Source organism: Microbacterium sp. LWO14-1.2, from assembly GCF_038397715.1.
In the GTDB taxonomy this organism is placed as follows: Bacteria; Actinomycetota; Actinomycetes; order Actinomycetales; family Microbacteriaceae; genus Microbacterium.
In genome coordinates, this window is the sequence record NZ_CP151633.1 from 2121980 (window position 1) to 2145500 (window position 23521).

Below are 23521 nucleotides of genomic sequence, written 5' to 3' on the forward strand. Positions count from 1 at the left end.
CGCCGGGTGGGTCAGGACAGCGACTCCGCCACCGCGCGCCAGCGCCCCGAGAACTCCGCGGCTCTGTCGTCCGACCACTGCGGCTCGTACGTCTGCGAGGGCGACCACAACACGATCGCCTCGTCGAGCGTGAGCGAGGGGTCCGCCGCGCAGCGGGCGAGCGCGGCAGCGCCGAGAGGTGTCGCATGCTGCGACGGATACACGTCGACGGGGACGCGCATGAGATCGGCGACCGCCTGCATGAGCACCCGGCTGCGGGTCAGCCCGCCGTCGACCCGCAGCCGCTGGAGCGGGGAGCCGAGGTCTGCCGACATCGCGCGGGCCAGCTCGGCCACCTGCGCTGCGATGCCCTCCAGCACCGCGCGCACCAGATGCTCGCTGCCCGTGGACAGGGTCATGCCGGTGAACGTCGCCGTCGCGTCCGGACGCCACCAGGGAGCGGCGAGTCCCGCGAGGGCCGGCACACACAGCACGCCGTCCGCGTCGTCGGCGGCGACCCGGTCGAGATCGGCGGCCGTGTCGATGAACGTGAGCTTCTCGAGCCAGCGCACCGCGGACGCCGCCGTGTACACCTGGCCGTCGAGGCAGTAGCTCGTCTGCCCGCCCTGCTGCCACGCCACCGACGACGAGAGCCCGGCGGTGGAGCGCACGGCCTCCGTACCGGTGTTCGCGAGCAGGAACGCGCCGGTGCCGAACGTGCACTTGGCCTCACCGGGCTGCAGGCAGCGTTGCGCGACGAGCGCCGCCTGCTGGTCGACGATCAGCCCGCCGACCGCAGCGGAGCCGCCGAAGGCGGTCGTCGTGCCCGCGACGTCGTCGGACGCGAGGATGCGGGGGAGTCGCTCGTCGGCGAGTCCGAACAGGTCGAGCAGCTCGGGGTCCCAGGCGGCGCTGTCGAGGTCGACCGCCAGGGAGCGGCTGGCGGTCGAGGCGTCGGTGACGAACTCGCCCGTGAGGCGGTGCAGCAGCCAGCTGTCAGAGGTCGTCACGACGCCCTCGCGGGTGAGAGTGCGCCGGATCCACGCCTGCTTGGGTGCCGAGAAGTATGGGTCGAGCACGAGTCCGGTACGGCGGGCGATGTCTTCCGCGTGGTCGCGCAGCTCGGCGCAGACCGATTCGGCGCGGCGGTCCTGCCACACGATCATGGGCGACAGCGCGGCGCCGGTATCGGGATCCCACGCGAGCACGGTCTCGCCCTGGTTCGCGAGGGTGACGATGTCGACCTCGGCGCCCGCCTCGGCGACCGCGGTGCGTCCGGCGCGGAGCACCGAGTCGAGCAGCGCCTCGGGGTCCTGCTCGACTCCGCCGCCCGAGAGGTACGTCGGCCGCACGGCGACTTCGCTCAGGGCGAGGATCTCCCCGGACTCGTCGACGACGACCGCCTTGGTGCCCGACGTGCCCTGGTCGATCGCGAGCACGGTGGTCATGACGGCTGATCCTCGCCCGCGACGGCACCCGGCAGCACGCCGCGGTGCTCGGCCGTGCGACGCCACCACGGCGTGCTCGCGGCCGGAACCGGCGCCGCGGGCGTGGGCGGCTGCAGCGGACCGACCTCGATGCCGACCGCGGGGAGCAGCTCCGCCACGTGATCGGCGATGCCGAGTGACGCGGTGAGACCCGTCGAGCGGATGGCCGCGACGTTGATCAGGCGGGCATCCTTCTCCGACGACCCGATCACGTAGTTGCTCCCTCGGCCGGCAGGGCGGAGCCCCGCGTAGCTCGCGATCGGCTCGAGGCCGTCCAGCGCGGGGAACTGCGCGACGGCCTTGGCGAGGATCTCCTCCCGTGCCTCCCGGCGCACCGTCCAGTCGTCCTTGTCGTCGAGGTCGACCGCGGTCGGACCAGCGATCACCTTGCCGTCGAGCGTGGGGAAGACGAGCACGCCCTTCGTGCGCTTCGTCGGCACCGGCAGGATGATGCGGTCGAGCGTCGCGCCGCCCGGCAGCTCGAACACGAAGAACTCGCCCTTGCGCGGGTAGATCTCGAACGAGTCGTCGCCGATGAGCCGGGCCACGTCGTCGGCGTGCAGCCCGGCGGCATTGACGACCGCGGCGGCTCGGATGGTCCGGCCGTCGGCCGTCTCGACCACGATGGCCTCCTCGCCCGGCGTGAGCGCGGAGACGCGTGCGCCCAGCTCCACCCGTGCCCCGGCGGCGACAGCCGACGCCGCGAGCGCCGACGTGAACGCGACGGGGTCGCTGACGGACTCGCCCGGTACCAGCAGGGCGCCGTCCGACTCGCGGATCTCGACCTCCACGCCGTTCGCGGCGGCGCCGGCCGCGAGCGCCGCGACCGTCTCGGCATCCTCGTCCGTGTGCGGCACGAGCTCGGCGCCGCAGTGGATGACGGGCACTCCGAGCGCGTCGAGGATGGCCGGACGGATGCGGGCGGCGCGCAGGATCAGCTCGGTCTCGAGTTCACCCGGGGTCGAGTCGAATCCGGTGTGCAGCACGCCGGAGTTCGTGCCGCTCGCCGCGAGACCGAGCGCGCTCTCGGCTTCGAGGAGCACGGCATCCACTCCGCGGTGCGCGAGCGTGTAGAGCAGGGCCGACCCCACGATTCCTCCGCCGATGACGACGACGGGGAGGGCGGGAGAGGGGGAGTTCATGATGGTTCCACTTTCGCTGATTTCTCTGGAGGAGGGGCGTCTCACCGGGAGGCGGACGCGGTGTCGTCGTCGAACGTGCGGTCGACGTCGGCCATATCGGGCATGGTGAGACCGCGGCGTCCGCGTGTCGCGAGCAGGTAGACGAGGTACGCGATGCCGATCACGAGCATGATGCCGACGTACAGTCGCGGCTGCTCGAACGAGACGTCGCGGAAGATGAGCAGTTCGTACACGAGCCAGACGCTCGCGAGGATCAGCACCGGCACCTCCCACCGGCCTAGCGAGAACCCGGCGCTCGCGGGGAGCGAGCGGCGCTTCACGATGTACAGCAGCACGGTGCCCGCGTAGATGATCGCCGGCAGCAGGGTCGCCGCCGAGAACAGGATGAAGAGCGCATCGCTCGTGCCGCTGAAGATCGCGAGGATCGCCTGCGTGATGACGAGGTAGCCGAGCGTCGCCGCCACCGGGGTGTGCCGGGTGCGGCTGACGCGGCGGAGCAGCTGCCAGGCGGGGAAGCGCTCGTCGCGCGACATCGCCCAGATCAGGCGGGTGCCGCTGAGGGTGATGACGAGGCCGCACGAGAAGATCGAGATGACGACGAGCACGAGCAGGATCTTCCCGACCACGGGGCCCAGCACCGAGGTGATGACGGTGGCCACCGGGGTCGCCGACTCGGCGAGCTTCGCGGTGTCGCCCGCGAGTGCGGTCACGGCGATGAGGAACAGCATCCCCAGCACACCGAGGGCGACGACGGCCTGCACCATGGCACGGGGGATCACGCGCTCCGGGTTCTTCGTCTCCTCGGCGAGGTTCGCGGCCGACTCGAAGCCGACGATCGTGAACGCGCCGAGCAGGAACGCGAGCGGGAACGGGCCGGCCTCGGTGAGTCCGCCGAAGTCCCAGTACCCCGCCTCGGCGACGGGTGCCGTGGCGAACAGCTGCGTGAAGTCGAGGCGCCCGAGCGCCGCACCGACGGCGAACAGCAGCACGGTGATGCCGATCATCCCGATGATCTGCACGGTCACGGCGACCTCGTTGACGCGGTTGGTGACCTTGGTGCTCAGGGCCACGAGGATCGCCTGCAGCAGCATCACGAGGGCCGTGATGACCCAGCAGTTGGCGGGGCTCGGGGCGTAGCCGAACAGCTCGGGCAGGATCGTCGCGGCGATCGTGTAGTCGACCGCGACCACCACGACGACGAGGAACGCGAACGAGATCCACCCGGTGAGCCAGCCGAGGATCGGGTTGGCCAGGCGCGACACCCACTGGTAGGCGTAGCCGCTGATCGGGATGCGGGCGGCGAGCGCGCCGAAGATGAGCGCGACCATGGTCTGACCGACGACGGCGATGGGCCAGGCCCAGATGCCGCGCGGTCCGCTGCTGTTCAGCACGGCCCCGTAGGTCGTGAAGATGCCGGTCGCGATCGAGACGAACCCGAAGGCGACGGCGAAGGATGCGTAGAGCCCGAGCTCCCGCTTCATGCGGGTGCCGGTCGGGGCGGCGGACGGGGCGATGGGAGCTTCGGGTGTTTCCATGACTCGACCTTCATTCGACGGCGGTGGATACAGCTGGTCTATACCAAGGCACGGTAGAGCGAGCACGAGTAGCGTGTCAATGGTGGGCATGCGCGAGACGGAAGAATTCACACGGACGAAATCTGGCGAGCCCGCCTACGTGCGCATCGCCGGCGAGCTGCGCACCCGCATCGACGACGGTGAGCTCACCCCCGGCACGCCCCTGCCGGCGGAACGAGACCTGAGCGTCGAGCTCGGCGTGAGCCGCATGACCCTCCGCCGTGCGCTCGGGGTGCTCGAGAACGAGGGGCGAGTGCACCGCGACGCGACCCGCGGCACCTTCGTGTCGGAACCCCGCGTGCGCCTGCGGCTCGGCTCGTTCTCGCAGGAGATCGCCCGCGCGGGCGGCAACCCGGGAGCCGAGCTCCTCTGGGCCGAGGAGCGACCGGCCGACGAGACCGTCGCGGCGGGGCTCGGCATCCCTGCCGGCTCACTCGTCTACGCGCTTCGGCGCCTGCGGCGCTCGAACGACGAGCCCCTCGCCGTGGAGACGACCTACTACCGCGCCGACCTCGTGCCCGGCCTGCTCGACGGCGACCTCGCAGGGTCGCTGTGGGACGAGCTGCGCGGGCGGTTCGGCCTCGCCATCGCCCGCACCTCGGCGGAGCTCGAGGTGGTCGTGCTGGATGCCGACGATGCACGCCGCCTGGGCACCCGCCGCGCCGCGGGCGGACTGCAGCTGACGCGACGGACGTTCCTCGCCGACGGCGACTGCCTGGAGTTCGCGGTCGACGTCTACCGCGCCGACCGGGTCTCGCTCATCATCGACCGGGCGGTCGACGCGGAGTGACCACGGTCTTCGACCTCGACGGTGTGCTCAGCCGCGCCGACACCATGGCCACGCTCGTGTTCGCGCGGCTGCGGTCGCGCCCGTGGCTCGTGCTGCCGGTCGCGGCTCTCGCGGTGACCGCCGCGCTCGCTCCGGCGGCGGGGTCGCTGCGCCCGCGGTGCAACCGCGTCATCGTGCACGTCGTCCTCTCCGGCGTGTCGGAGGCCGCCTACGCGCGGCTCGCTGTCCGCACCGCGCAGGGGCTCGCCGCACGCCCCGACAACGTGCGGCCCGAGGTGCTGACCGCGCTGCGCCGGGCATGGGCCGACGGCTCGGGCGTCGTGACGACCGCGACCGAGCACGCGCTCGCCGCGGCGTACCTCGACGCCCTCGGCGTCGGCGGGATGCCGCTGCTCGCGTCGCGCTTCCGCTTCTCCGCCCGGGGTCCGCGCTTCGCGGACCACAACGTGGGCGAGCGCAAGGTCGAGACCCTGGAGGCGATGCGCCCCGGCGCGATCGCGGATACGCTCTACACGGATTCCGCGAGCGATCTGCCGCTCGCCCGACGCAGCCGTCGGACCGTGCTGGTCGACGCCGGACCGCGCTCGACGCGGGAGTTCTCGCGTCACGGCATCCCGTTCGAGGCGCTCGGCGGGTGACCTCGCCGGTGTCGGGACGGCGGGTGTGGCACGACCGGTGCAGTATACGTATTCCAACTGTCGAGAAAGCCCGAATATAGGCTTCCCTAAGTCGACTGCATACGTATACCATCAGCGACATGGGACACACACAGCACCGAGCACTGCCGGTACTCGCACTCGTCGCCGTGGGCATCGTCGCCCTCGCCGGCTGTGGCGCGGGTTCCCGCACCGACAATGAGAACTCGACGAAGGTGACGTGCGACTACACGGCACCCGAAGGCAAGACGACGGTCAACGTCCTCGCCTACAACTCCTCCGCGATCGACCCGTTCACCGACACGATGGTGTCGAGCTGCTCGACCGACGACGTGACGCTGAAGCACGACCCGATCGACTTCGGCGGCCAGGTGACCAAGACCACCGCGACCCTCGCGGGCGACACGGGCACCTACGACATCATCGAGACGTACGGCTTCGTCATCCCCGGATTCGGCGAGGAGGAGAAGCTCGTCCCCCTCAACGATCTGTGGGACAAGTACGCCGACGACTACGGCCTCGGCGACATCAGCCAGTCGATGGTCGAGGGCATGTCGTACGACGGCGACATCTACGCGGTGCCGATGCAGGCGCAGATGTTCGTCATGGCGTACCGCACCGACATCTTCGACGACCTCGGCCTCGAGGTCCCGACCACGTTCGACGAGATGATCGACGCGGCCGAGGCGATCAAGGGCGCCGGGCTCATGGACTACCCGATCGCCCTGCCGTGGCTCGCCACGGCCGACGTCACCACCGGCTTCCAGGGTGCGATGAACTCGCTCGGTGCCGACTTCGTCACCGCAGACGGCGAGGTCACGCTCGACACCCCCGAGGCCAAGCAGGCCGTCGAGGCGATGCTCGCGCTCAAGCCGTACATGGACCCGCAGGTCACCACGTTCGACCAGCCCAAGGTGCAGCAGCAGATGTTCAACGGCACCGCGGCGATGTCGATCATGTTCTCGGGTCGCATGTTCGACCTGACGCTCGACTCCAACTCCAAGTTCGCCGACTCGTTCGGGTTCGCCGGGGCGCCGAAGGTCACCTCCGACGCGGAGTACTCGTACAACCGCCTCTCGATCGACGGCTGGTCGATCCCGTTCAACACCAAGCTCGACCACGACATGCTGTTCCAGATGATGGCCTCCGCCGTCAGCGAAGACGCGTCGAAGGCCTCCGTCCCCGCGGCCTACCCTGCCCGTGAGGGAATGGTGACGGAGAAGAACTCCCCGTACGGTGCGGCGGCCAACGACTCGATCGCCAGCGCCATGCCCCCGATCGTCTCGCCGATCGCGGCCGACATCACCAACGAGATCCGGCCGATCCTGGTCTCGATCCTGAACGGCCAGATCGCGGTCGACGAAGGACTCGCCCAGATGCAGGCCGCCGGCGAGAAGATCGCCGGCTGACCGACGCACCGACGTCATGACTGTGGCCTGAGCGCGAGTTCAGGCCACAGTCCGTCCAAGGGAGGACGCTTATGAAGGCACGCGAGTTCTGGCTGCTCTTCTTCCCGAGTCTGCTGGTGATGGGGGCGCTCCTCGTGCTCCCGCTGGTGCGCACCGTGCAGTGGAGCTTCGAACAGGTCCGCTACGGCTCACCGGGCACCTTCATCGGGCTCGAGAACTTCACCGACGCCCTGACCGATCCGCGCTTCCACAAGGCGGTCGTGTTCACGGTGGTCGTGACGATCATCACCACCGCCATCCTGCTGGTCTTCGGCTACATCATCGCCACCGGCATCAACCGCATCACCACCTCGCGCCCCCTGGTGCTCGGCATCATGCTCGTCTCGTACGTGCTGCCGAACCTCGTGGGCGCCGTCGCGTTCTCGTGGCTCTTCGACGACAACTTCGGCGGAGTCGTCAACCGGCTCATCGGCTTCTTCGGCGGCACCCAGGTGCTGTGGTTCACCGACCAGGTGCCCAACGCGATCCTGGTCATCGCGAACACGGTCTGGCACATGCTGCCGTTCGCGATGCTCATCATCCTCGCCGGGCTGCAGGGCGTGCCGAACGAGCTGAAGGAGGCCGCGAAGATCGACGGGGCCAACGCGTTCCAGACGCACATCAGCGTGATCATCCCGACGATCCGCGGCGTGCTCGGGTTCGTGACCCTGATCACGATCATGGACGTGCTGCGCATGTTCGACAACCTGATCCCGCTGTCGCCGCAGGCGCAGAACATCGGCAACGAGTCGATCATGCTCTACGTCTACTCGGTGGCGTTCGCCGACGGCGCCGAGAACCTCGGCCTCGGCAGCGCGATCAACGTGCTCACCATCCTCCTGATCCTCATCATGCTGATCCCGTTCATCCGGGGCATCTTCAAGGAAGCGAAGGCCGAACGATGAGTCTCACCTCCGCAGAGCTCTCGACGAGAGCCATCGTCACCCGCGGCGCGCCGAAGCGGCGCCGCCGCGGCGGCCCCCACCGCCCGCCCGTCATCACGGGGCTGCTGCTCGGCATCCTCTGCGTGGTCGTGCTGAGCCCGTTCATCTGGATGACGCTGTCGGTGACCAAGCCCACCGACGTCGCGTTCTCGAACCCGCCGGTGCTCTGGGACTACCAGCCCACGCTGCAGGCGTTCGTCGACCTGTGGGAGACGACGTACTTCGCGGACTACCTCGTCAACACGCTCGTCGTCGCGGTGGTCTCGACCGTGATCGCGCTCGTGATCGGCATCCCCGCGGCGTACGCGCTGTCGCGCTTCCCGAGCTACGTGTCGGCGCTGCTGCTCGTGCTCGCGCTGATCTTCCGGGCGCTGCCGCGCTTCTCGGTCGTGCTGCCGATGTACGACATCAGCCGCGCGCTCGGCATCTACGACACGACGTTCGCGCTCGCGATCGCCCTCGTCGCGATCAACCAGCCGTTCACGATCTGGCTGCTGCGCAACTTCTTCGCCGAGATCCCGCGGGAGCTCGACGAAGCGGCGATGATCGACGGCTGCACCCGGATCGGGATGCTGCGGCGCGTCATGATCCCGTTGATGGGGCCGGGCATCCTCACCGCCGGCATCTTCGTGTTCCTGTTCGCGTTCCAGGAGTACCTCACGGCGCTCGTGCTCACCGACACGTCGTCGAAGACGGTTCCGGTGTTCATCGCGACGCAGCTCGGACAGACCCTGCCGATGCTGCAACAGGCGGGAGCCGCATCGATGCTGCTGACCATCCCGGTGTTCGTGATCGCGTTCATCGCGCAGAAGTACCTCGTCGCCGGTCTCAGCGACGGCGCCGTGAAGGGCTGACGTGTCGGCATCCGTCCCGCCGCTGACGCTGCTCGCCGGCATGAACTGCACGGCCGACCTGTGGGCGGACGCCGGCTTCGACACGGAGGGTGGAGGGGTGATCCGGCCGACGCTGGATCGCCCCTCGCTCCGCGCGCAGGTCGAGGCGCTGCTGGCGGATCTGCCCGCGCAGTCGGTGATCGTCGGGCACTCGCTCGGCGGGATCGTGGGCATGGCGCTCGCCCTCGCCGCTCCGCACCGCGTGGCGGGGCTCTGCCTCGTGTCGACGAACGCGAAGGCGCCGACCGGGGCACAGCGCGCGGGCTGGACGGAGTGGATCCGCCGCCTCGACGACGGCGACGACGCCCGATCGCTGCAGCAGAGCATCCTCGAACCGCTCCTCGGCGAACGCCTGGCCGCGGAGCGCCCCGACCTCGTGGAACGCGCCCTGAGCATGGGCGACGACACCGGCGACGACCTGCTGCGCACGCAGCTCGAGCTGCAGCTGACCCGCGTCGACCTGCTGTCGCGGCTGTCATCGCTGCGAATGCCGACGCTCGTCGTGTCCGGACTCGACGACGTCATCTGCCCGCCTCGGTTCCACACCGAGATCGTGGCGGAGATCGACGGTGCGCGGTTGGTGTCACTCGACGCCGGTCACCTGCTGCCGCTCGAACGGCCGCGCGAGTTCGGCGATCTCGTGCGCTCATGGTGCGCGCAGCGGGTTCGGCCGGCAGCCGTGGCGTGAGCGGGCGACGCACGCACTGCAGGAGATCTCACGCAACGAAGGACGGATGCCGCGATCGCGTCCTTCGTCACGCGAGATCTCCTGCGCAAGCTCAGCGCGTCGGAGCGGCCAGATCGCGCAGGTGCGTCATGAGCGACGACGCGAGGTTGTAGACGACGAGGTCGGCGCCGTGCGCGAACGCCGCAGTCGCGGCATCCTTCGTCCCCACGATGTCCATGCGCAGGGCAGCGGAGCGCGCGAGCGCCCCGTTCACGACCGCGACGGCCTCAGACACCGGCAGGTCGTCCGCTCCGGATGCCGCGGCGAGGTCGGCCGGGCCGATCATGATGCCGTCAAGGCGCGGCGTCGACGCGATGGCCTCGACGTTCGCGACGCCGCGCGGCGATTCGATCATGCCGAGCACCAGGGTGTTCTCGAGCCACCAGTCCCGGTGCGCGGCCGCCGCGACCTCGCCGAAGCGCCCGGCACGGCTGTAGGTCGCGAAGCCGCGCGAGCCGACGGGCGGATAGAGGGAGGCGTCGACGAGGTCGGCTGCGTCCTCGGCCGTGTCGAGGTGCGGGGCGAGGATGCCCTGCGCGCCCTGATCGAGCACCCGCAGCACGAGGCCGCGGTCCTTCTCGCCGACCCGCACGACGACGGGCACGTCGTGCACCGCCGCCAGCGCGATGTGGTGACGCAGCGCGACGATGTCGGCCGGTCCGTGTTCGCAGTCGATCAGCACGAAGTCGAAGCCGGCGACGGCCAGCATCTCGACGGTCTCCTCGGCCGGCATGCGCAGCAGAGCGCCGATGAGCTTCTCACCGGCGCTCGCGCGCTGCCGCAGCGAGGCGGTCACGCGACCATCCCCGCCGAGAGATCGACGTCGGCGCCGCACATGCCGGGCATCGCGAGCATCGCGACGACGGCTGCGCCGACCTCCTCCTCTGTCACCATGCGGCCCAGCGCGGCCCGCGACACGAATGCCTGCTCGGCGTCGTCGACGCTCGTGCCGGACCGCTCGGCCTCGAGGCGGAAGTTGCGCGCCATGCGCGGCCCCTGCACGGGACCAGGCGACAGCGAGTTCACCCGCACACCGGCCGGCCCGACCTCGAACGCGAGGGTCGAGGTGAGCCCGATGACGGCCATCTTCGAGGCGCAGTACGGAGTGCGGTGGGCGAGCGGGCGCTTGCCCGACACGGATGCCACGTTGATGACGTCGCCGTCACCGCGCTCGACCATGCCCGGGAGCAGCGCCTTGCACAGCAGGAACGTGCCGCGCACGTTGACCGCGAACACCTCGTCCCAGTCGTCGACCTCGATGTCGGTGAGCGCCGCCACCGGGCCGGGGATGCCGGCGTTGTTGACGAGGATCGACACCTCGGTGCCCTCCAGCGCGCTGCGCAGGGCGTCGACGGAGGCCGGGTCCGCGACGTCGCACGCGACAGCGCGGGACCTCGGACCGAGTTCGGCGACCACGGCGTCCAGCTTGGCGGTGTCGCGGCCGACCACGACGACCGAGGCTCCGACGGTGTGCAGGGCGCGGGCGATCGCCGCCCCGAGTCCGCTGCCGCCGCCGGTGACCACGGCCGTGCGGCCGGTGAGATCGGTCATCGGGCGTCCGCGCCGATCGCGGCGTGGCTCTCGTCGATCCAGTCGAACTGCGTGCCCGCGTGACGCCACGCGCGCGCGTCGCCCGAACGGGCGTGACCCTCGAACAGCTCGACGCGGGCTGCGCGTCCGCACACGGCGCCGAGCTCGGCGGACGACTCGGTGTTCTGCACCTCCTGATACGTGACGGTGCGCAGGTACTTGCCGACCCAGAGGCCGCCGGTGTAGCGGGCGGCGCCAAGCGTCGGCAGCACGTGGTTCGTGCCGATCACCTTGTCGCCGTACGACACGCAGGTGTTCTCACCCAGGAACAGGGCGCCGTAGTCGTGCATCCTCGTCAGCGCCTCGCGCGGGTTCTCGGTGAAGATCTGCACGTGCTCGAACGCGAAGTCGTCGGCGATGCGGTACGCCTCGTCGAGGTCGTCGGCGACGATAACCTGGCCCCAGTCGCGCCAGGCGGGTCCGGCGTAGTCGCGCGTCGGCATGCCGGGAAGGATCCGGTCGATCCAGTCGATGACCTCCTCGGCCAGCTGCTGCGAGGTGGTGACCAGCACGGCGGGGGAGTCGGGGCCGTGCTCGGCCTGCGACAGCAGGTCGACCGCGGTGAAGAAGGGGTCGGCGTGCTCGTCGGCGACGATGAGGATCTCGGTCGGGCCGGCGAACAGGTCGATGCCGACCTCGCCGAACAGCTGGCGCTTGGCCTCGGCGACGTAGGCGTTGCCGGGGCCGGCGATCATGTTGACCGGCTCGATCGTGTCGGTGCCGACGGCCATGGCTGCCACGGCCTGCACTCCGCCGAGGATGTAGATCTCGTCGGCGCCGGCGAGCTTCATGGCGGCGACCGTGGCGGCGGGGATCTCGCCGCGGATCGGCGGGGTGCACGCGACGACGCGGGGTACCCCGGCGACCTTGGCCGTGATGATGGTCATGTGCGCGGAGGCCGTGAGGGGGTACTTGCCTCCGGGGATGTACGCGCCGGCCGCCTGCACCGGCACGTGCTTCTGGCCGAGGAAGACCCCGGGCAGCGTCTCGACCTCGATGTCGACGAGGGAGTCGCGCTGGGCCTGGGCGAAGCGACGGACCTGCGCCTGCACGAACTCGATGTCGGCGATGACCTGGTCGTCGAGCGTGCCCATGATCTGCGCGATCTCGTCGTCGGAGAGCCGGTACGACTCCGGGCTCCAGTTGTCGAACTGCTCGGCGTAGCGTCGGACGGCCGCGTCGCCGTTCTCGCGGATGTCGCCGATGATCGCCCTCACCCGCTCCGCGACGTCCTGCTGAGCGGTGTCCGCGAACGTCTTCGTCGGCGCGGTCTTCAGATGCAGGGGCATGGCCCTTCCTTTCATTGCATACGTATGTGCTGATTATGACCGCGTATGCATTCCGGCGTCAAGGGCGGTAGAATCCGGTGACCGAGGGGGAGGCCTGACATGGTCGTCACGAGCCGGGATGTAGCCCGTCTGGCAGGGGTGTCGCAGCCGACGGTGTCGCGCGCGCTCCGTGACGACGCCCGAGTGTCCGAGGCGACCAAGCTCCGGGTGCGCGAGGCGGCCCAGCTGCTCGGCTATGTGCCGAGCGAGGCCGGCCGGGCTCTCTCGTCCGGCCGCACCAGGCGCATCGGCCTGCTGCTCACCGACCTCGACAACCAGTTCTACTCGCACATCATCGCGCCCGTGCATCGCGAGCTCGAGGCCCTCGGCTACCAGCTGATGCTGCACACCGAGTCGGCCGACAACGACACGGTCGTCGAGCGTCTGCTCGCGAACGGCCTCGACGGCGTCATCCTCGCCACCACGACCGTCGACTCCGTGGCTCCGCTGCGCCTGCGCGACCGGGGTCTGCCCTTCGTGTACTTCAACCGCACCGGGTCTTTCGTCGATGCGGACGCGGCGGTCGTGAACTCCGTGCCCGGCTATCGCGAGGCGGTCCGAGCGGCCGTCGCCCTCGGGCACCGGCGCATCGGCGCGGTGCTCGGGCCGAGCAACACGAGCACGGGGCAGGGGCGCGAGGCGTCGCTCCGCGATGCCCTGACCGCCGAGGGGCTGCAGCTCGACGAGCGCGACGTGCGTCGCACCCCCTACGGTGCGACCGAGGGAGAGGCCGCCGCGGCCGAGCTGCTCGCCGGGTCGGACCGCCCCACGGTGCTCTTCTGCGGCAACGACGTCGTCGCATACGGCGCGCTCAACGCCGCGCACCGTGCCGGCTTGCGCGTGCCGGAGGACCTCTCGGTCATCGGCTTCGACGACCTCCCCGAGGCGGCATGGCCCATCATCGACCTCGCCACGGTCGGCTATGACATCGTCGGCATGGCGCGCGCGGCGGCCGACCTCGTCGTGCGGCGCATCGAGGATCCGAGCGCCGAGATCCGGACGTCCGGGTTCGCGTCGACCTTCATCGCGCGTCGCACGCTGGCGCCCGCGCCGACGCGCTGACTCCGCGGGTCTCTCCGCTCCTGCGGCAGCTCCTCCCTCGTGCGCTGGAGTGTCGGCCGCGGCATCCGTTCCGGCCCCGATCGACGGTTCTCGGGGAATGACCACGTGTGCGCTGGAACCTCTCTTGCGCTGTGTTGTGCATACGCATACACTGACCACAACGAGGCGTGCGATCACCGATGAACCGCAGCGTCGTATCTCGAAGGAGTGGAAAAGCGTGTCTCTCGACCCGGTCGCCTACCTGCCGTACAAAGACCCCGACGACTTCATCCGCGAGGTCACCGACCTCATCTGGGTCGATCGGTCGATCAGCTACATCCGTGAGAACTACGAGCCCGACTCGATCGTGCACGGCGCCCTCGGCACCTCCACGACTCGTCAGGAGGTCATCGAGGGGTCGCTCATGCGCATCTCGGCGACGCCCGACCGCACAGGTCAGGCCGAGGACGTCATCTGGGAGGCCCGCGGCGACGACGCGTTCCTCAGCTCCCACCTCGTGCTGTCGGGAGACCTGCACTCGCCGTACGTGAGCCGCACGATCGCGAACTGCCTCTACCGCCGCGGCCGCATGGTCGAGGAGTGGGTCGTGCGCGACACGCTCGCCGGGGCGCTGCGCCGCGGCGACGACCTCGACGAGCTGGCGCGGGCGCAGGCGTTCCGCGGCTTCTCCGGCTCCTGGACCGAGCCCGCCCCCGCCGACCCCATCGCGAAGGGCGACTCGGGCGTCCGCCCCGACGAGCACCGCGCCGAGGTCGAGACGGTCATCGACATGATCCAGACCGTGTGGAACGACCGTGACCTGCAGAAGGTCGAGAAGTACTTCGACCGCGACCTCACGCTCAACACGGTCGGCGACCGCACGATCATCCGCCCGGAGGGCTACCGCCGCGCGCTGCTACGCCTGCTCGAGTCGTTCCCCGGCGGGCAGTTCGAGATCCGCGACATCCAGACCAACTACGACGTGCGCTACGCGGGCCTCCGCGTCGCCGTCGTCTGGAAGTTCGTGGGCGACTACAACGGCGTGCCGAACTACGGTCCGCTCACCGGCAAGCCGATCGACCTGATCGGCATCTCGCAGTTCACCTTCCACAACGGCGCCATCGTCAAGGAGGTGCGCCTGTGGGACGACATCGCACTCCGTGCGCAGATCGCAGGGTCGCGCGGCGACGAGCCGGTGCCCTTCGCCAACATCTACTGATCATCGACTGATCGACAAGGGAGAAGAAGACATGAGCACCGTCATCGAGGGCACGACGGACGTCGTCGTCGACACCGAGGAGATCCAGCGACGGACCATCCGCCGTTCGGACTGGGTGCCGTGCAACTCGGCGTTCATCGACTGCCGCACCCCGGGGTCCGACCGCAAGGAGAACTACTCCTTCATCGGCGCCGGCGTCTCGCAGAACGCGAGCCAGTACGTGAACCTCGAGGTGAACCACGGGTTCAACACGGGCGCCGCCGGGATGCCGAACGGCATCTCGAACAACCTGCACCTGCACTTCACGGCCGAGGTGTTCATCAACCTCGGCGGCGAGTTCCGGCTGCGGTGGGGCGTCGACGGCAAGCAGGGCGAGTACATCAGCCACGACGGCGACATCGTCACGATCCCCACCTGGATCTTCCGCGGCTTCACCAACGAGGGACCGGACGACGGCATCCTCTACACGGTGCTCGGCCGAGACGACAACGGCGGCATCATCTGGGGGCCGTCGGTGCTCCGCGAGGCGGAGTCGTACGGACTGCACCTCACGGCCGACAACAAGCTGATCGACACCGTCGCGGGCGACGTGCTGCCCGACGACGTGGCGCTCATCAAGCCGATGAAGCAGCACTACATCGACGAGCTCACCGAGTACTCGGTGGAGGACATGCGCTCGCGCGTCATCCAGCCCGGCGACCGGAAGTACTCGGCTGCGGCGCTGCTGTGCGCGGCGGTCGACGGCGGCCGCGTCGAGCTCGCCACCGCGATCGGCTACGGCATGAGCGAGAACCGCCGCCAGGTGCCGAACGTGCACGAGCCCCACTCGTTCAACCTCGCGTGGGTCAAGGCCGAGCCCGGTCAGGGCGTGCTGCGTCACCGTCACGACAAGACGCAGGCGCTGCTGTTCAAGACCGGACGCTGGGAGGTCACCCTCAACGGCGACCCGTCGACGACGGTCACACTCGGAGCCGGCGGCACGTTCTCGGTGCCCGAGGGCGCCTGGCGTTCGTACGTCTGCGTCGAGGGCGACGAGACCGGCTCCGGCACGGTGCTCGTCATCAACGGCGGCGACGACCGCGTCTACCTCGAGTGGGCCCCCGAGGTCGTCGAGGCCGCGGCTGCCGCCGACTGGACGATCGACCCCAACGGCTACCTCGCGCCACTCGGCGTGATGGTCACGGCCACGGAAGACGACTGAGCCGACACCTCTCACGACGGGGCGCGGGGGGCGATGGCTCCTCGCGCCCCGTCGCGTCTGCGGTCACTGCAGCGGCGTGCGCCCCGCGTGCTCGGGGAGGCGTTCGCGCAGCATCCGCTCGGCGAGCTCCGCGAGCTTGCGCGTCGCCGGCGACAGCAGCACCCCCTCGCGCTGCACGAGCGCGATCGTGTCGTGCATGGGCTCCGCGAACGGGAAGGTGCGGATGCCGGGAGGGAAGCCCTCGGACTCGGCGATCGACCGCGACACGATCGTGTCGGCCGTGCCGGCGGCGACGAGGCTCAGGGCGGTCTCGACGTGCTCGACCTCGACCGACGGCTCGATCGTGAGGCCCTGCAGGCGGGCGCGCTCCAGCAGCTGTCTGCGTGTCGGGTCGTCCCATCCGGCGAAGGCGTCGTACAGCACGAGCTTCGCCTCGGCGACCTCGGAGATCGTCACCGGTCCGCCGTCGAGAGGCCTGGTCGAGGACACGTAGAGCACCTCGTCGCGGAAGAGCGGCTTGACCTCGAGGCCGTCCTCGTCGATCGGCAGCACGAGCAGGCCGGCCTCGAGCTCCCCGCGCGCGATCGACCGCGCGACGTGCGCGGAGTTGATGCCCACCAGCCGCAGACGCACGTTCGGATGCCGGTGGTGGAACGTCTCGGCGAGATCGGCGAGGGCGTAGTACGCCGCGTTGCGCAGCACGCCGAAGGTGCAGATGCCGCGGTCGAGCGAAGCGAGAGAGTGGATCGTGTCGATGCCGTTCTGCACGGCGCTGACGGCCTGCGCGGCGTGCGGGCGCAGCTCCTGCGCGGCGGCCGTCGGCACCAGACGGCGGCTGCCGCGCACGAAGAGCGTCGCGTCGAGCTCGCGCTCGAGGCGGGCGACGAGCTCCGACACGGAGGCCTGCGTCATGCCCAGACTCGCCGCCGCTGCGGTGAACGAGCCGTGTTCGAGAGCCGCGAGGAAGGCGGTGAGCTGCGTGATGGTCACAGGCCAATGGTAAACCCGATGCATCAGTACGGATCATCAGGCTTGTCGGATGGATGCCGCCGATCTAGCCTTCCTGCATGCGTTACTCTCCTGCAGTCCTCGCGCGTCATGACGGCGCCTTCCACCACCTCAAGACCCCGCTGATCGACGCCCCGGCCGCGCAGCGCGACCCCGCCGTGATCGAGACCGTGACGACGATGCTCGCCGACATCCGGGACCGCGGCATGGACGCCGTGCTCGACTACGCGAGGAAGCTCGACAACTACCAGGGCGCTGCCATCGAGCTCACGCCCGAGCAGATCGCGAGCAGCGGCGAGCGACTCGATCCCGCCCTGCGTGAGGCGATCGAGCTCGGCGCCGCGCGCACCCAGGCCTTCGCCCGCGAGCAGCGCTCGCACCTCGCCGACTTCGAGACCGAGCTGGTGCCCGGCCTCGTGACCGGTGCCAAGTACATCCCCGTCTCCCGCGTCGGCGCCTATCTGCCGGCCGGACGCTTCCCGCTCACGGCGAGCGCGTTCATGACCGTGGGCGTCGCGAAGGCCGCGGGCGTGCCGACCGTGATCGCCTGCACGCCCCCGCAGCCCGACGGCGGAGCCAACGACGCCGTCGTGTACGCCGCGCACCTCTCCGGCGTCGACCGCGTCTTCGTGATCGGCGGAGTGCAGGCGCTCGCCGCCATGGCCTACGGCCTGCTGGGCGAGCTGCCCGTCGACATGCTGGTCGGCGCGGGCAACGCCTTCGTCGCCGAGGCGAAGCGTCAGCTCTTCGGCACGGTCGCGATCGATCTGCTCGCCGGCCCCAGCGAGGTCGCGGTCATCTCCGACGAGACGGCCGATCCCGAGCTCGTCGCCGCCGATCTGCTCGGTCAGGCCGAGCACGGCCCCAACTCGCCGGCTGCGCTCATCACCACGTCGGAGGAGCACGGTCGCGCCGTGATCGCCGAGATCGATCGACAGCTCGAGACCCTCGCGACCGCGGAGATCGCCGGCGCGGCCTGGCGCGACTACGGCGTGGTGACCGTCGCGAAGGACCGCGAGACCGCCGCGGCCCTCATGGACGACCTCGCCCCCGAGCACCTCGAGATCCTCACGGCCGACGATGACTGGTACCACGAGAACCTCCGCAACTACGGGTCGATCTTCCTCGGTCCGTGGAGCACGGTCGCCTACTCCGACAAGGGCATGGCGGGCACGAACCACGTGCTCCCGACGGCCGGCGGCGCCAAGCACAGCGCCGGGCTCTCGGTGTCGCGCTTCCTCAAGCCGCTCACGTACCAGCGCATCAGCCGTGAGGCGACGCCCGCGCTCGCAGACGCCGTGCAGGTGATCTCCGACTCGGAGGGCATGGCCGCGCACAGCGCGACCGCCACGCTGCGCACGGCTCGCCTCGGCTGACGGCCGCGCGCACGGAGACTCCGGTTTCGCGTCGAGACCCCGGGTTGTGGACGACCACAGCCCGGGGTCTCTGCGACGAACCGGCGTCTTTGCGATGAACCGGGGTCTCTGAGATGAACCGGGGTCTCTGCGATGAACCGGGGTCTCGGCGATCAGGGCGGGAGAACCGGAGGACCCGACGAGGTGGGGGAGGGATGGGAGTCGAGCCCTCCGGGGCGGAGGGGGATGAGGTGTGTCGGCGTCGGATCAGGTGAGCCAGGGGTGGCGGCGCACGAGCGGGAGCGACGCCCAGCGGGTGCCGAACCCCGCGATCCGGCCGGCGCCCAGCGCGGCGAGGAGCCAGCCGAGCAGGATGTAGACGAGGTGCTCGTCGACGAGGGGGTTGTTGGCGAGCGGCAGCGCGCTGAGGTAGATGCCGCCCATGACGAAGGTGGCGCCGAGTGCGGCGAGGTGCACACAGACGCCCGTCACCAGGGCGATGCCGACCGCGCCGAGGCCCAGCATGAACAGCACGTCGACGACCGGGTTGCCGGCCATGGCGCGGAAGACGCCCGACAGGGCGCCCTCGGTGTGGCCGAGGTATCCGGCGCTCGGCGACTGTCCGGCCAGCACCGACCCGTCGGGCGGAGTCGCGACGCCGAGGCCGAACAGCTTGTCGATGAACGCCCAGAGGTAGACGAAGCCGAGGGCGATGCGGGTGAGCGGGAGCAGGAGGCGGGTGCCCCGGCTCGTGACGGCGGGGGTCGACGACGCGGCGTCCGCCGGGGCGGCCGATCGACGGGTGGATGCTGAGGCTGACATGGTTCTCCGGTCTGGTGTGGGGATGAGGGAAAGGGTCAGAGGTCGGCGGCGGCGAGCAGCCTGCCCGAGATCGCCGAGGACAGTTCGACGCGCACGATCTCGTCGAGGGACAGGGCGGTGGTCGCCGTGAGGCCGGCGGTCGGTCGTCCGTCGCCGATCCAGGTGCCGACCACGCGGCGGACGCCGTGGGCGTCGACTGCCACGAGCTCGTAGCGGTGCCCGGCCGCGACATCGGCGGGATACGAGCAGTCCCAGGCGAGTCGCGTCCCCCACTCCTCGGAGGTCAGCGACACATCGGCGCGCACGCCGCTCGAGCCGACCGGGCGGAGGTCGACCGGCACCGCTGCGGCCTCCACGGAAGTCGTCGAGAGCATCGTGACGACGGCGCTCCCGGCGACACCGGCGAGCAGGGCCGTCGCTGCCGCCACGGCGACGAGGAGCGCACTGCGGCGACGGCGGCTGCGACGGGCGGCTGTCGCGAGGGCGGCCAGCGGCGCCGGTTCGACCGGAGCGGCGTCCGGCTCGTCGCCGAGCAGCGCGAGGAGCGCGGGCAGCGGCTCGAGCTGGGCCACGACCCGCCAGCACGCCGAGCACGTGGCGAGATGAGCCTCGTACTCGCGGTCCTCTGGATCGCTGAGCGCGCAGAGCACGTAGGCGGCGTCCCAGTGGGCGTAGTGGTGGTCGGGGATCATGACAGCATCCCTCTCTCTCGGAGCGCGGCGCGCAGGGCGCGCATCCCGTAGTGCAGGCGCGACTTCACGGTGCCGACGGGGATGCCGAAGTCTGCGGCGAGCTGCGCGACGCTGCGTCCGCCGTGGTACGCGCCGCGGATCACGGCGCGGTGGTCGGCGGGGAGCGTCGACAGCGCCTCGGAGACCATCCAGCGGTCGAAGATGCGATCGGTCTCGTCGTCGCCGATGGACTCGGGCAGCGCGTCGACGGGGATCTCGCGGCGGTGGCGCGCGCTGCGCAGGTCGTCGGTGACGAGGTTGCGGGCGACGCGGCAGAGCCACGCGCGGATGACCGGCTCGGGCCTGGTGAGGATCTCGGGGCGCTGCCACGCCCGGAGCAGCGTCTCCTGGACGACATCGTCGGCGGCCGCCGCGTCGTAGGCCAGCCCGATCACGAAGCCACGCAGCATGCCGGCATAACGGTGGTGGATGCTTCGGAGGAGTTCGTCGGCGTCTGTCGACGAATTCCCCGTATCCATGCGCTGCTCCTCGCGCGGAAGGTCGTGACCGGTCCGCGTCATCCTGTCGGTTCGAGGGCGTGGGACGCACTCTCTCCGAAGAGACGGGGACCGGAGACGAAAGGTTCAGATCACATCACGGTCGCGACACCTCGACCGACAGCTCCCAACCGGCCGGTCCGGGCGCAGCGTCCCGGATCATCACGAGCTGCCCGTCGCTCGACCGGTCGAGCGACCGCGCGAGCGGGTTCACCAGCGCCGTCTCGATCGCGGTGCCGATGCCGCGGCCCCCGAACGGGAGCTTGGTGAGCGCGTACTCCTCGATCGCGCGACGAGCGTCGTCGTGCAGCCGGATCGAGGCGCCGAGCCGCGCAGCGACGGTCTCCGACACGGTGTCGATGTACTTCTCGACGAGACGACGCCCGACCTCGGGGCTGATCGGGTCGAACACGATGATGTTGTCGCCCATGCGGCTCAGCAGCTCCGGCCGCTGCAGCTCGTCGGTGAAATGGGTGCGGATCTGCGCGAGCACCCTGGCCGCGGCATCCTCTGCGGCGACGCCCTCCCCCCGTGCGACCGCCATGTCGTGCAGCGCCTCGCTCGCGCCGATGTTGGACGTGAAGATGATGACGGACTCGCTGAAGTACACCGTGTCGCCGCTGCCGTCGGTGAGCCTGCCGTCATCGAGGATCTGCAGGAACTTGTCGAGGATGCGGGGATGCGCCTTCTCGATCTCGTCGAAGAGGAGCACCGCGAACGGCCGCTCCCTGACCGCGTTCGTCAGCTCGCCGCCCTCGCGGTGGCCGATGTATCCGGGCGGCGCGCCGATCAGACGGGCCTCGCTGTGCTCCGCCGAGAACTCGCTCATGTCGAAGCGGACGTACGCGTCCTCCGCCCCGAACAGCACCTCCGCGAGGGCCTTCGCGAGCTCGGTCTTGCCCACGCCGGTGGGGCCGGCGAAGAAGAGGATGCCCTGCGGCCGTGCCCGCGCGCCGCCCTGGTGCGCGCCGGTGAGCCCGAGGGCCGAGCGCAGCAGGATGTCGAGGGCCTGCGAGACCGCGCGCGGCTGGCCGAGCACCCGGCGTCCGAGGATCCCGTCGGCGCCGCGGATGCGGTCGAGCAGCGCCGGGTCCTGCCACGGGCTGTCGACGACCCCGGCGAGGTGGCTGCGGACCGCCTCGGTGATGCGGTCGCCGTCGAGGCCCTGATCGCGGGCGAGGGTGGCGATGTTGCGCATCGCACGCAGGGTGAGGCCCTGCGTGCTCTCGGCGAACGCGGCGGCGGCCTGCTCGGCGTGCCCGTCGGATCCCTCCAGCAGGCGCTCCGCGGCCGCGCGGCGGGCGCTGAGGGAGGGGAGGGGCAGCCGCAGCGTCCTGGTGCTGTCGGAGTGGCGCAGCCAGTCGGGCGCATCGGCCTCGGCATCCGCCATCCAGACCACGGTGTTGCCCGCGGGCACCGCGCGGCGTCCGCCGGGCACGCGCCGCGCGTCCTGCGTCGCGAGACGTCGACTGGCGAGCAGCAGGCGGCGGGCCTCGACGTTGTCGTGGTCGCTCCAGATCGCCGACCCCGATTCGACGATCAGCGCCACCCGTCGCCCGGTGTCGGCCGTCGACCGCAGCAGCAGATCGGCGAGCTTGGCGACGGCGCCCACCGTGGCGCGGTTCAGGTGCGAATCGGGGAAGAACTCGTCGCTCGTCACCCCGGGGGCCGCGTGATCGAGCCAGATGCCCTCCAGCGCGTCGAAGCGGTAGACGAGGTCGGCGTCGTTCGCGACGAGGCACTCGCGCACGAGGTCGGCGGTCGAGACGAAGCCGGTGCCGTCGAGAGCCGGATGCACGTCGTGCAGGTTCCCGGTGAGCACGTACTGCGCCGTCACGGGCAGGGTGAGGTCGAGCTCCTGCAGCCAGGCGGGTGCGCCGGACGGCATCCCTGCCTCCCGCATCATCGCGACGACCTCGCCGCGACGTCGGGGATGCCCGCCTCTTCGAGAGCGAGACGGTGCGCCTCGATGCTCGCGCCGAGGAGCGGCGTCGACGTGCTGACGACGAACCGCGGCGGGTCGATGCTGAGCGCGGCGATGCGCTGCCCCAGGGCCTCCGCGAACGCCGGGTAGACGCTGAGGGGACCGCCGAACGCGATCGCCGAGGGGTTGATCACCATGGTCAGGTTCGCGACGGCGAAGGCGAGGACCTCGGATGCCGCGACCGCGGCGTCGCCGAGGGGGTCGGGCGCCAGGATCGCGTCGGCCTTGGCGAGGTCGAGGCCGTAGACGCCGGGGGAACCGAGGCCGAGCAGTGCCAGCCGCTCCGTGACGTCGAGGCGTCCGTCCGCCCCCTCCCACACGTAGCCGATCTCTCCCGAGAGACCGCGGTGGCCGTGGAAGAGCCGGCCGTTCAGCAGCAGTCCGGCGCCGATGCCCTGCCCGAAGTAGACGTACGCGAAGTCGTCGCTGCCCCGCAGCTCGCCCTCGTGGTACTCGCCGATCGTGGCCCAGTTCACGTCGTTGTCGACGACGACGCGGGCCGCGTCTGAGAGGTCGAACTCGGTCGTCGGGTGGATGTCGGCGGCGGGGAACACCGACTTCGGCAGCACGAGCGGTGTGCCGGAGTGCGCGTCGACGGGATCGGCGATCGACACCGCGACGGCGAGCAGCGGCGCGGGGAACGCGGCGGCGGCCTCGGCGATGAGGCGGTTCGTCTCGGCGACGATGTGCTGCGGCGGGTGCTCCTGCGTGAGAGGGCTCTCGAGCGCGACGCGCACCGTGCCGCTGAGGTCTCTCGCCTGCACGGCGATCGACTCGTTGCCGATGACCACGGCGAGGGACCGGCCGTAGTCCTCGTTCAGGGCGTAGAGGGTCGCGACACCGCCGCGTCGTCCCTCGCGCACGCCGACGTCGTGGATGACGCCCCGCTCGCTCAGCCGGGCGGCGGCCGCGGACACGGCGGGCTTCGACAACCCTGTGGTCTCGGCGATCTCGGCGCGCGACAGCGGTGCCTCGGCCGCCTCGATCACGGCGAGCACGTGCTGATCGGTGATCGAGGCGAGCACCTCGGGACGCGGGGCCGTCAGCCCCGAAACCCGTATACCGGTATTGCCGCTTGACTCCGCCACCGACCGTCTCCTATGGT

The 23521-nt window shown here is 70.5% G+C and carries 22 protein-coding genes; 10 read left to right on the top strand and 12 right to left on the bottom strand.

Features of this window, described 5'->3' with window-relative positions:
* Window positions 1-11 precede the first annotated feature (11 nt).
* The 3 genes from MRBLWO14_RS10230 to MRBLWO14_RS10240 are packed head-to-tail and all read right to left on the bottom strand — an operon-like array spanning window position 12 to window position 4143.
* Window positions 12-1427 carry an FGGY family carbohydrate kinase gene (locus tag MRBLWO14_RS10230; RefSeq protein ID WP_341933048.1) on the bottom strand — a complete coding sequence of 472 codons (1416 nt, stop codon included), beginning with the start codon at window positions 1425-1427 and terminating at the stop codon, window positions 12-14.
* A complete protein-coding gene (locus MRBLWO14_RS10235) occupies window positions 1424-2608 on the bottom strand; it encodes an FAD-dependent oxidoreductase (RefSeq protein WP_341933049.1) in 1185 nt (394 codons plus the stop codon). The genes MRBLWO14_RS10230 and MRBLWO14_RS10235 overlap by 4 nt, the downstream gene beginning before the upstream one ends.
* Window positions 2609-2649: 41 nt before the next feature.
* Window positions 2650-4143, bottom strand: a complete 1494-nt coding sequence (locus MRBLWO14_RS10240; RefSeq protein WP_341933050.1) for an amino acid permease — start codon at window positions 4141-4143, stop codon at window positions 2650-2652.
* A gap of 88 nt (window positions 4144-4231) precedes the next feature.
* Here MRBLWO14_RS10240 and MRBLWO14_RS10245 point away from each other — a divergent pair, with 88 nt between their 5' ends.
* The 6 genes from MRBLWO14_RS10245 to MRBLWO14_RS10270 all read left to right on the top strand — a co-directional run bounded on the left by MRBLWO14_RS10245 (window position 4232) and on the right by MRBLWO14_RS10270 (window position 9601).
* Window positions 4232-4972: a GntR family transcriptional regulator gene (locus tag MRBLWO14_RS10245; RefSeq protein WP_341933051.1), complete on the top strand. Its 741-nt coding sequence runs from the start codon at window positions 4232-4234 to the stop codon at window positions 4970-4972.
* Complete coding sequence (locus tag MRBLWO14_RS10250) at window positions 4969-5610, top strand: HAD family hydrolase (protein WP_341933052.1); 642 nt, start codon at window positions 4969-4971, stop codon at window positions 5608-5610. The genes MRBLWO14_RS10245 and MRBLWO14_RS10250 overlap by 4 nt, the downstream gene beginning before the upstream one ends.
* A gap of 119 nt (window positions 5611-5729) precedes the next feature.
* Complete coding sequence (locus MRBLWO14_RS10255) at window positions 5730-7037, top strand: extracellular solute-binding protein (RefSeq protein ID WP_341933053.1); 1308 nt, start codon at window positions 5730-5732, stop codon at window positions 7035-7037.
* 71 nt (window positions 7038-7108) lie between these two features.
* Entirely contained in the window at window positions 7109-7981 is an 873-nt protein-coding gene (locus tag MRBLWO14_RS10260) for a sugar ABC transporter permease (protein ID WP_341933054.1), read from the top strand.
* Window positions 7978-8874, top strand: coding sequence for a carbohydrate ABC transporter permease (locus tag MRBLWO14_RS10265; RefSeq protein ID WP_341933055.1), 897 nt, complete (start codon window positions 7978-7980; stop codon window positions 8872-8874). The genes MRBLWO14_RS10260 and MRBLWO14_RS10265 overlap by 4 nt, the downstream gene beginning before the upstream one ends.
* 1 nt (window position 8875) lies before the next feature.
* A complete protein-coding gene (locus tag MRBLWO14_RS10270) occupies window positions 8876-9601 on the top strand; it encodes an alpha/beta fold hydrolase (protein ID WP_341933056.1) in 726 nt (241 codons plus the stop codon).
* Between the two features lie 91 nt (window positions 9602-9692).
* Here MRBLWO14_RS10270 and MRBLWO14_RS10275 read toward each other — a convergent pair whose 3' ends face one another.
* The 3 genes from MRBLWO14_RS10275 to hisD (MRBLWO14_RS10285) are packed head-to-tail and all read right to left on the bottom strand — an operon-like array spanning window position 9693 to window position 12519.
* On the bottom strand, window positions 9693-10436 hold the full coding sequence (locus tag MRBLWO14_RS10275) for an aldolase/citrate lyase family protein (protein ID WP_341933057.1): 744 nt from the start codon (window positions 10434-10436) through the stop codon (window positions 9693-9695).
* Window positions 10433-11191, bottom strand: a complete 759-nt coding sequence (locus tag MRBLWO14_RS10280; RefSeq protein ID WP_341933058.1) for an SDR family oxidoreductase — start codon at window positions 11189-11191, stop codon at window positions 10433-10435. The genes MRBLWO14_RS10275 and MRBLWO14_RS10280 overlap by 4 nt, the downstream gene beginning before the upstream one ends.
* Window positions 11188-12519 (bottom strand): histidinol dehydrogenase, encoded by a 1332-nt coding sequence (hisD, locus tag MRBLWO14_RS10285; protein ID WP_341933059.1) that lies wholly within the window; start codon window positions 12517-12519, stop codon window positions 11188-11190. Before hisD (MRBLWO14_RS10285) ends, MRBLWO14_RS10280 begins: the two co-directional genes overlap by 4 nt.
* A 99-nt stretch (window positions 12520-12618) precedes the next feature.
* Here hisD (MRBLWO14_RS10285) and MRBLWO14_RS10290 point away from each other — a divergent pair, with 99 nt between their 5' ends.
* The 3 genes from MRBLWO14_RS10290 to MRBLWO14_RS10300 all read left to right on the top strand — a co-directional run bounded on the left by MRBLWO14_RS10290 (window position 12619) and on the right by MRBLWO14_RS10300 (window position 16019).
* Complete coding sequence (locus MRBLWO14_RS10290; protein ID WP_341933060.1) at window positions 12619-13620, top strand: LacI family DNA-binding transcriptional regulator; 1002 nt, start codon at window positions 12619-12621, stop codon at window positions 13618-13620.
* Window positions 13621-13837: 217 nt separating this feature from the next.
* A complete protein-coding gene (locus MRBLWO14_RS10295) occupies window positions 13838-14818 on the top strand; it encodes an ester cyclase (protein ID WP_341933061.1) in 981 nt (326 codons plus the stop codon).
* Window positions 14819-14849: 31 nt separating this feature from the next.
* On the top strand, window positions 14850-16019 hold the full coding sequence (locus MRBLWO14_RS10300) for a hypothetical protein (RefSeq protein WP_341933062.1): 1170 nt from the start codon (window positions 14850-14852) through the stop codon (window positions 16017-16019).
* A 63-nt stretch (window positions 16020-16082) separates the two neighbouring features.
* Here the strand turns inward: MRBLWO14_RS10300 and MRBLWO14_RS10305 are convergent, their stop codons facing one another.
* Window positions 16083-17009, bottom strand: a complete 927-nt coding sequence (locus MRBLWO14_RS10305; RefSeq protein WP_341933063.1) for a LysR family transcriptional regulator — start codon at window positions 17007-17009, stop codon at window positions 16083-16085.
* Between the two features lie 77 nt (window positions 17010-17086).
* Here MRBLWO14_RS10305 and hisD (MRBLWO14_RS10310) point away from each other — a divergent pair, with 77 nt between their 5' ends.
* Window positions 17087-18403: a histidinol dehydrogenase gene (gene hisD / locus MRBLWO14_RS10310; protein WP_341933064.1), complete on the top strand. Its 1317-nt coding sequence runs from the start codon at window positions 17087-17089 to the stop codon at window positions 18401-18403.
* A 246-nt stretch (window positions 18404-18649) separates the two neighbouring features.
* On the opposite strand, the gene MRBLWO14_RS10315 is transcribed toward hisD (MRBLWO14_RS10310), so the two are convergent.
* From MRBLWO14_RS10315 to MRBLWO14_RS10335, 5 genes are all read right to left on the bottom strand, one after another.
* Complete coding sequence (locus MRBLWO14_RS10315) at window positions 18650-19204, bottom strand: hypothetical protein (RefSeq protein WP_341933065.1); 555 nt, start codon at window positions 19202-19204, stop codon at window positions 18650-18652.
* A 35-nt stretch (window positions 19205-19239) separates the two neighbouring features.
* Window positions 19240-19896 carry a zf-HC2 domain-containing protein gene (locus MRBLWO14_RS10320; protein ID WP_341933066.1) on the bottom strand — a complete coding sequence of 219 codons (657 nt, stop codon included), beginning with the start codon at window positions 19894-19896 and terminating at the stop codon, window positions 19240-19242.
* Entirely contained in the window at window positions 19893-20414 is a 522-nt protein-coding gene (locus tag MRBLWO14_RS10325; RefSeq protein ID WP_341933067.1) for a sigma-70 family RNA polymerase sigma factor, read from the bottom strand. Before MRBLWO14_RS10325 ends, MRBLWO14_RS10320 begins: the two co-directional genes overlap by 4 nt.
* Window positions 20415-20529: 115 nt before the next feature.
* Window positions 20530-22338, bottom strand: coding sequence for an AAA family ATPase (locus tag MRBLWO14_RS10330; protein ID WP_341933068.1), 1809 nt, complete (start codon window positions 22336-22338; stop codon window positions 20530-20532).
* Complete coding sequence (locus MRBLWO14_RS10335) at window positions 22335-23441, bottom strand: ROK family transcriptional regulator (protein ID WP_341933069.1); 1107 nt, start codon at window positions 23439-23441, stop codon at window positions 22335-22337. Before MRBLWO14_RS10335 ends, MRBLWO14_RS10330 begins: the two co-directional genes overlap by 4 nt.
* Between the last annotated feature and the right edge of the window lie 80 nt (window positions 23442-23521).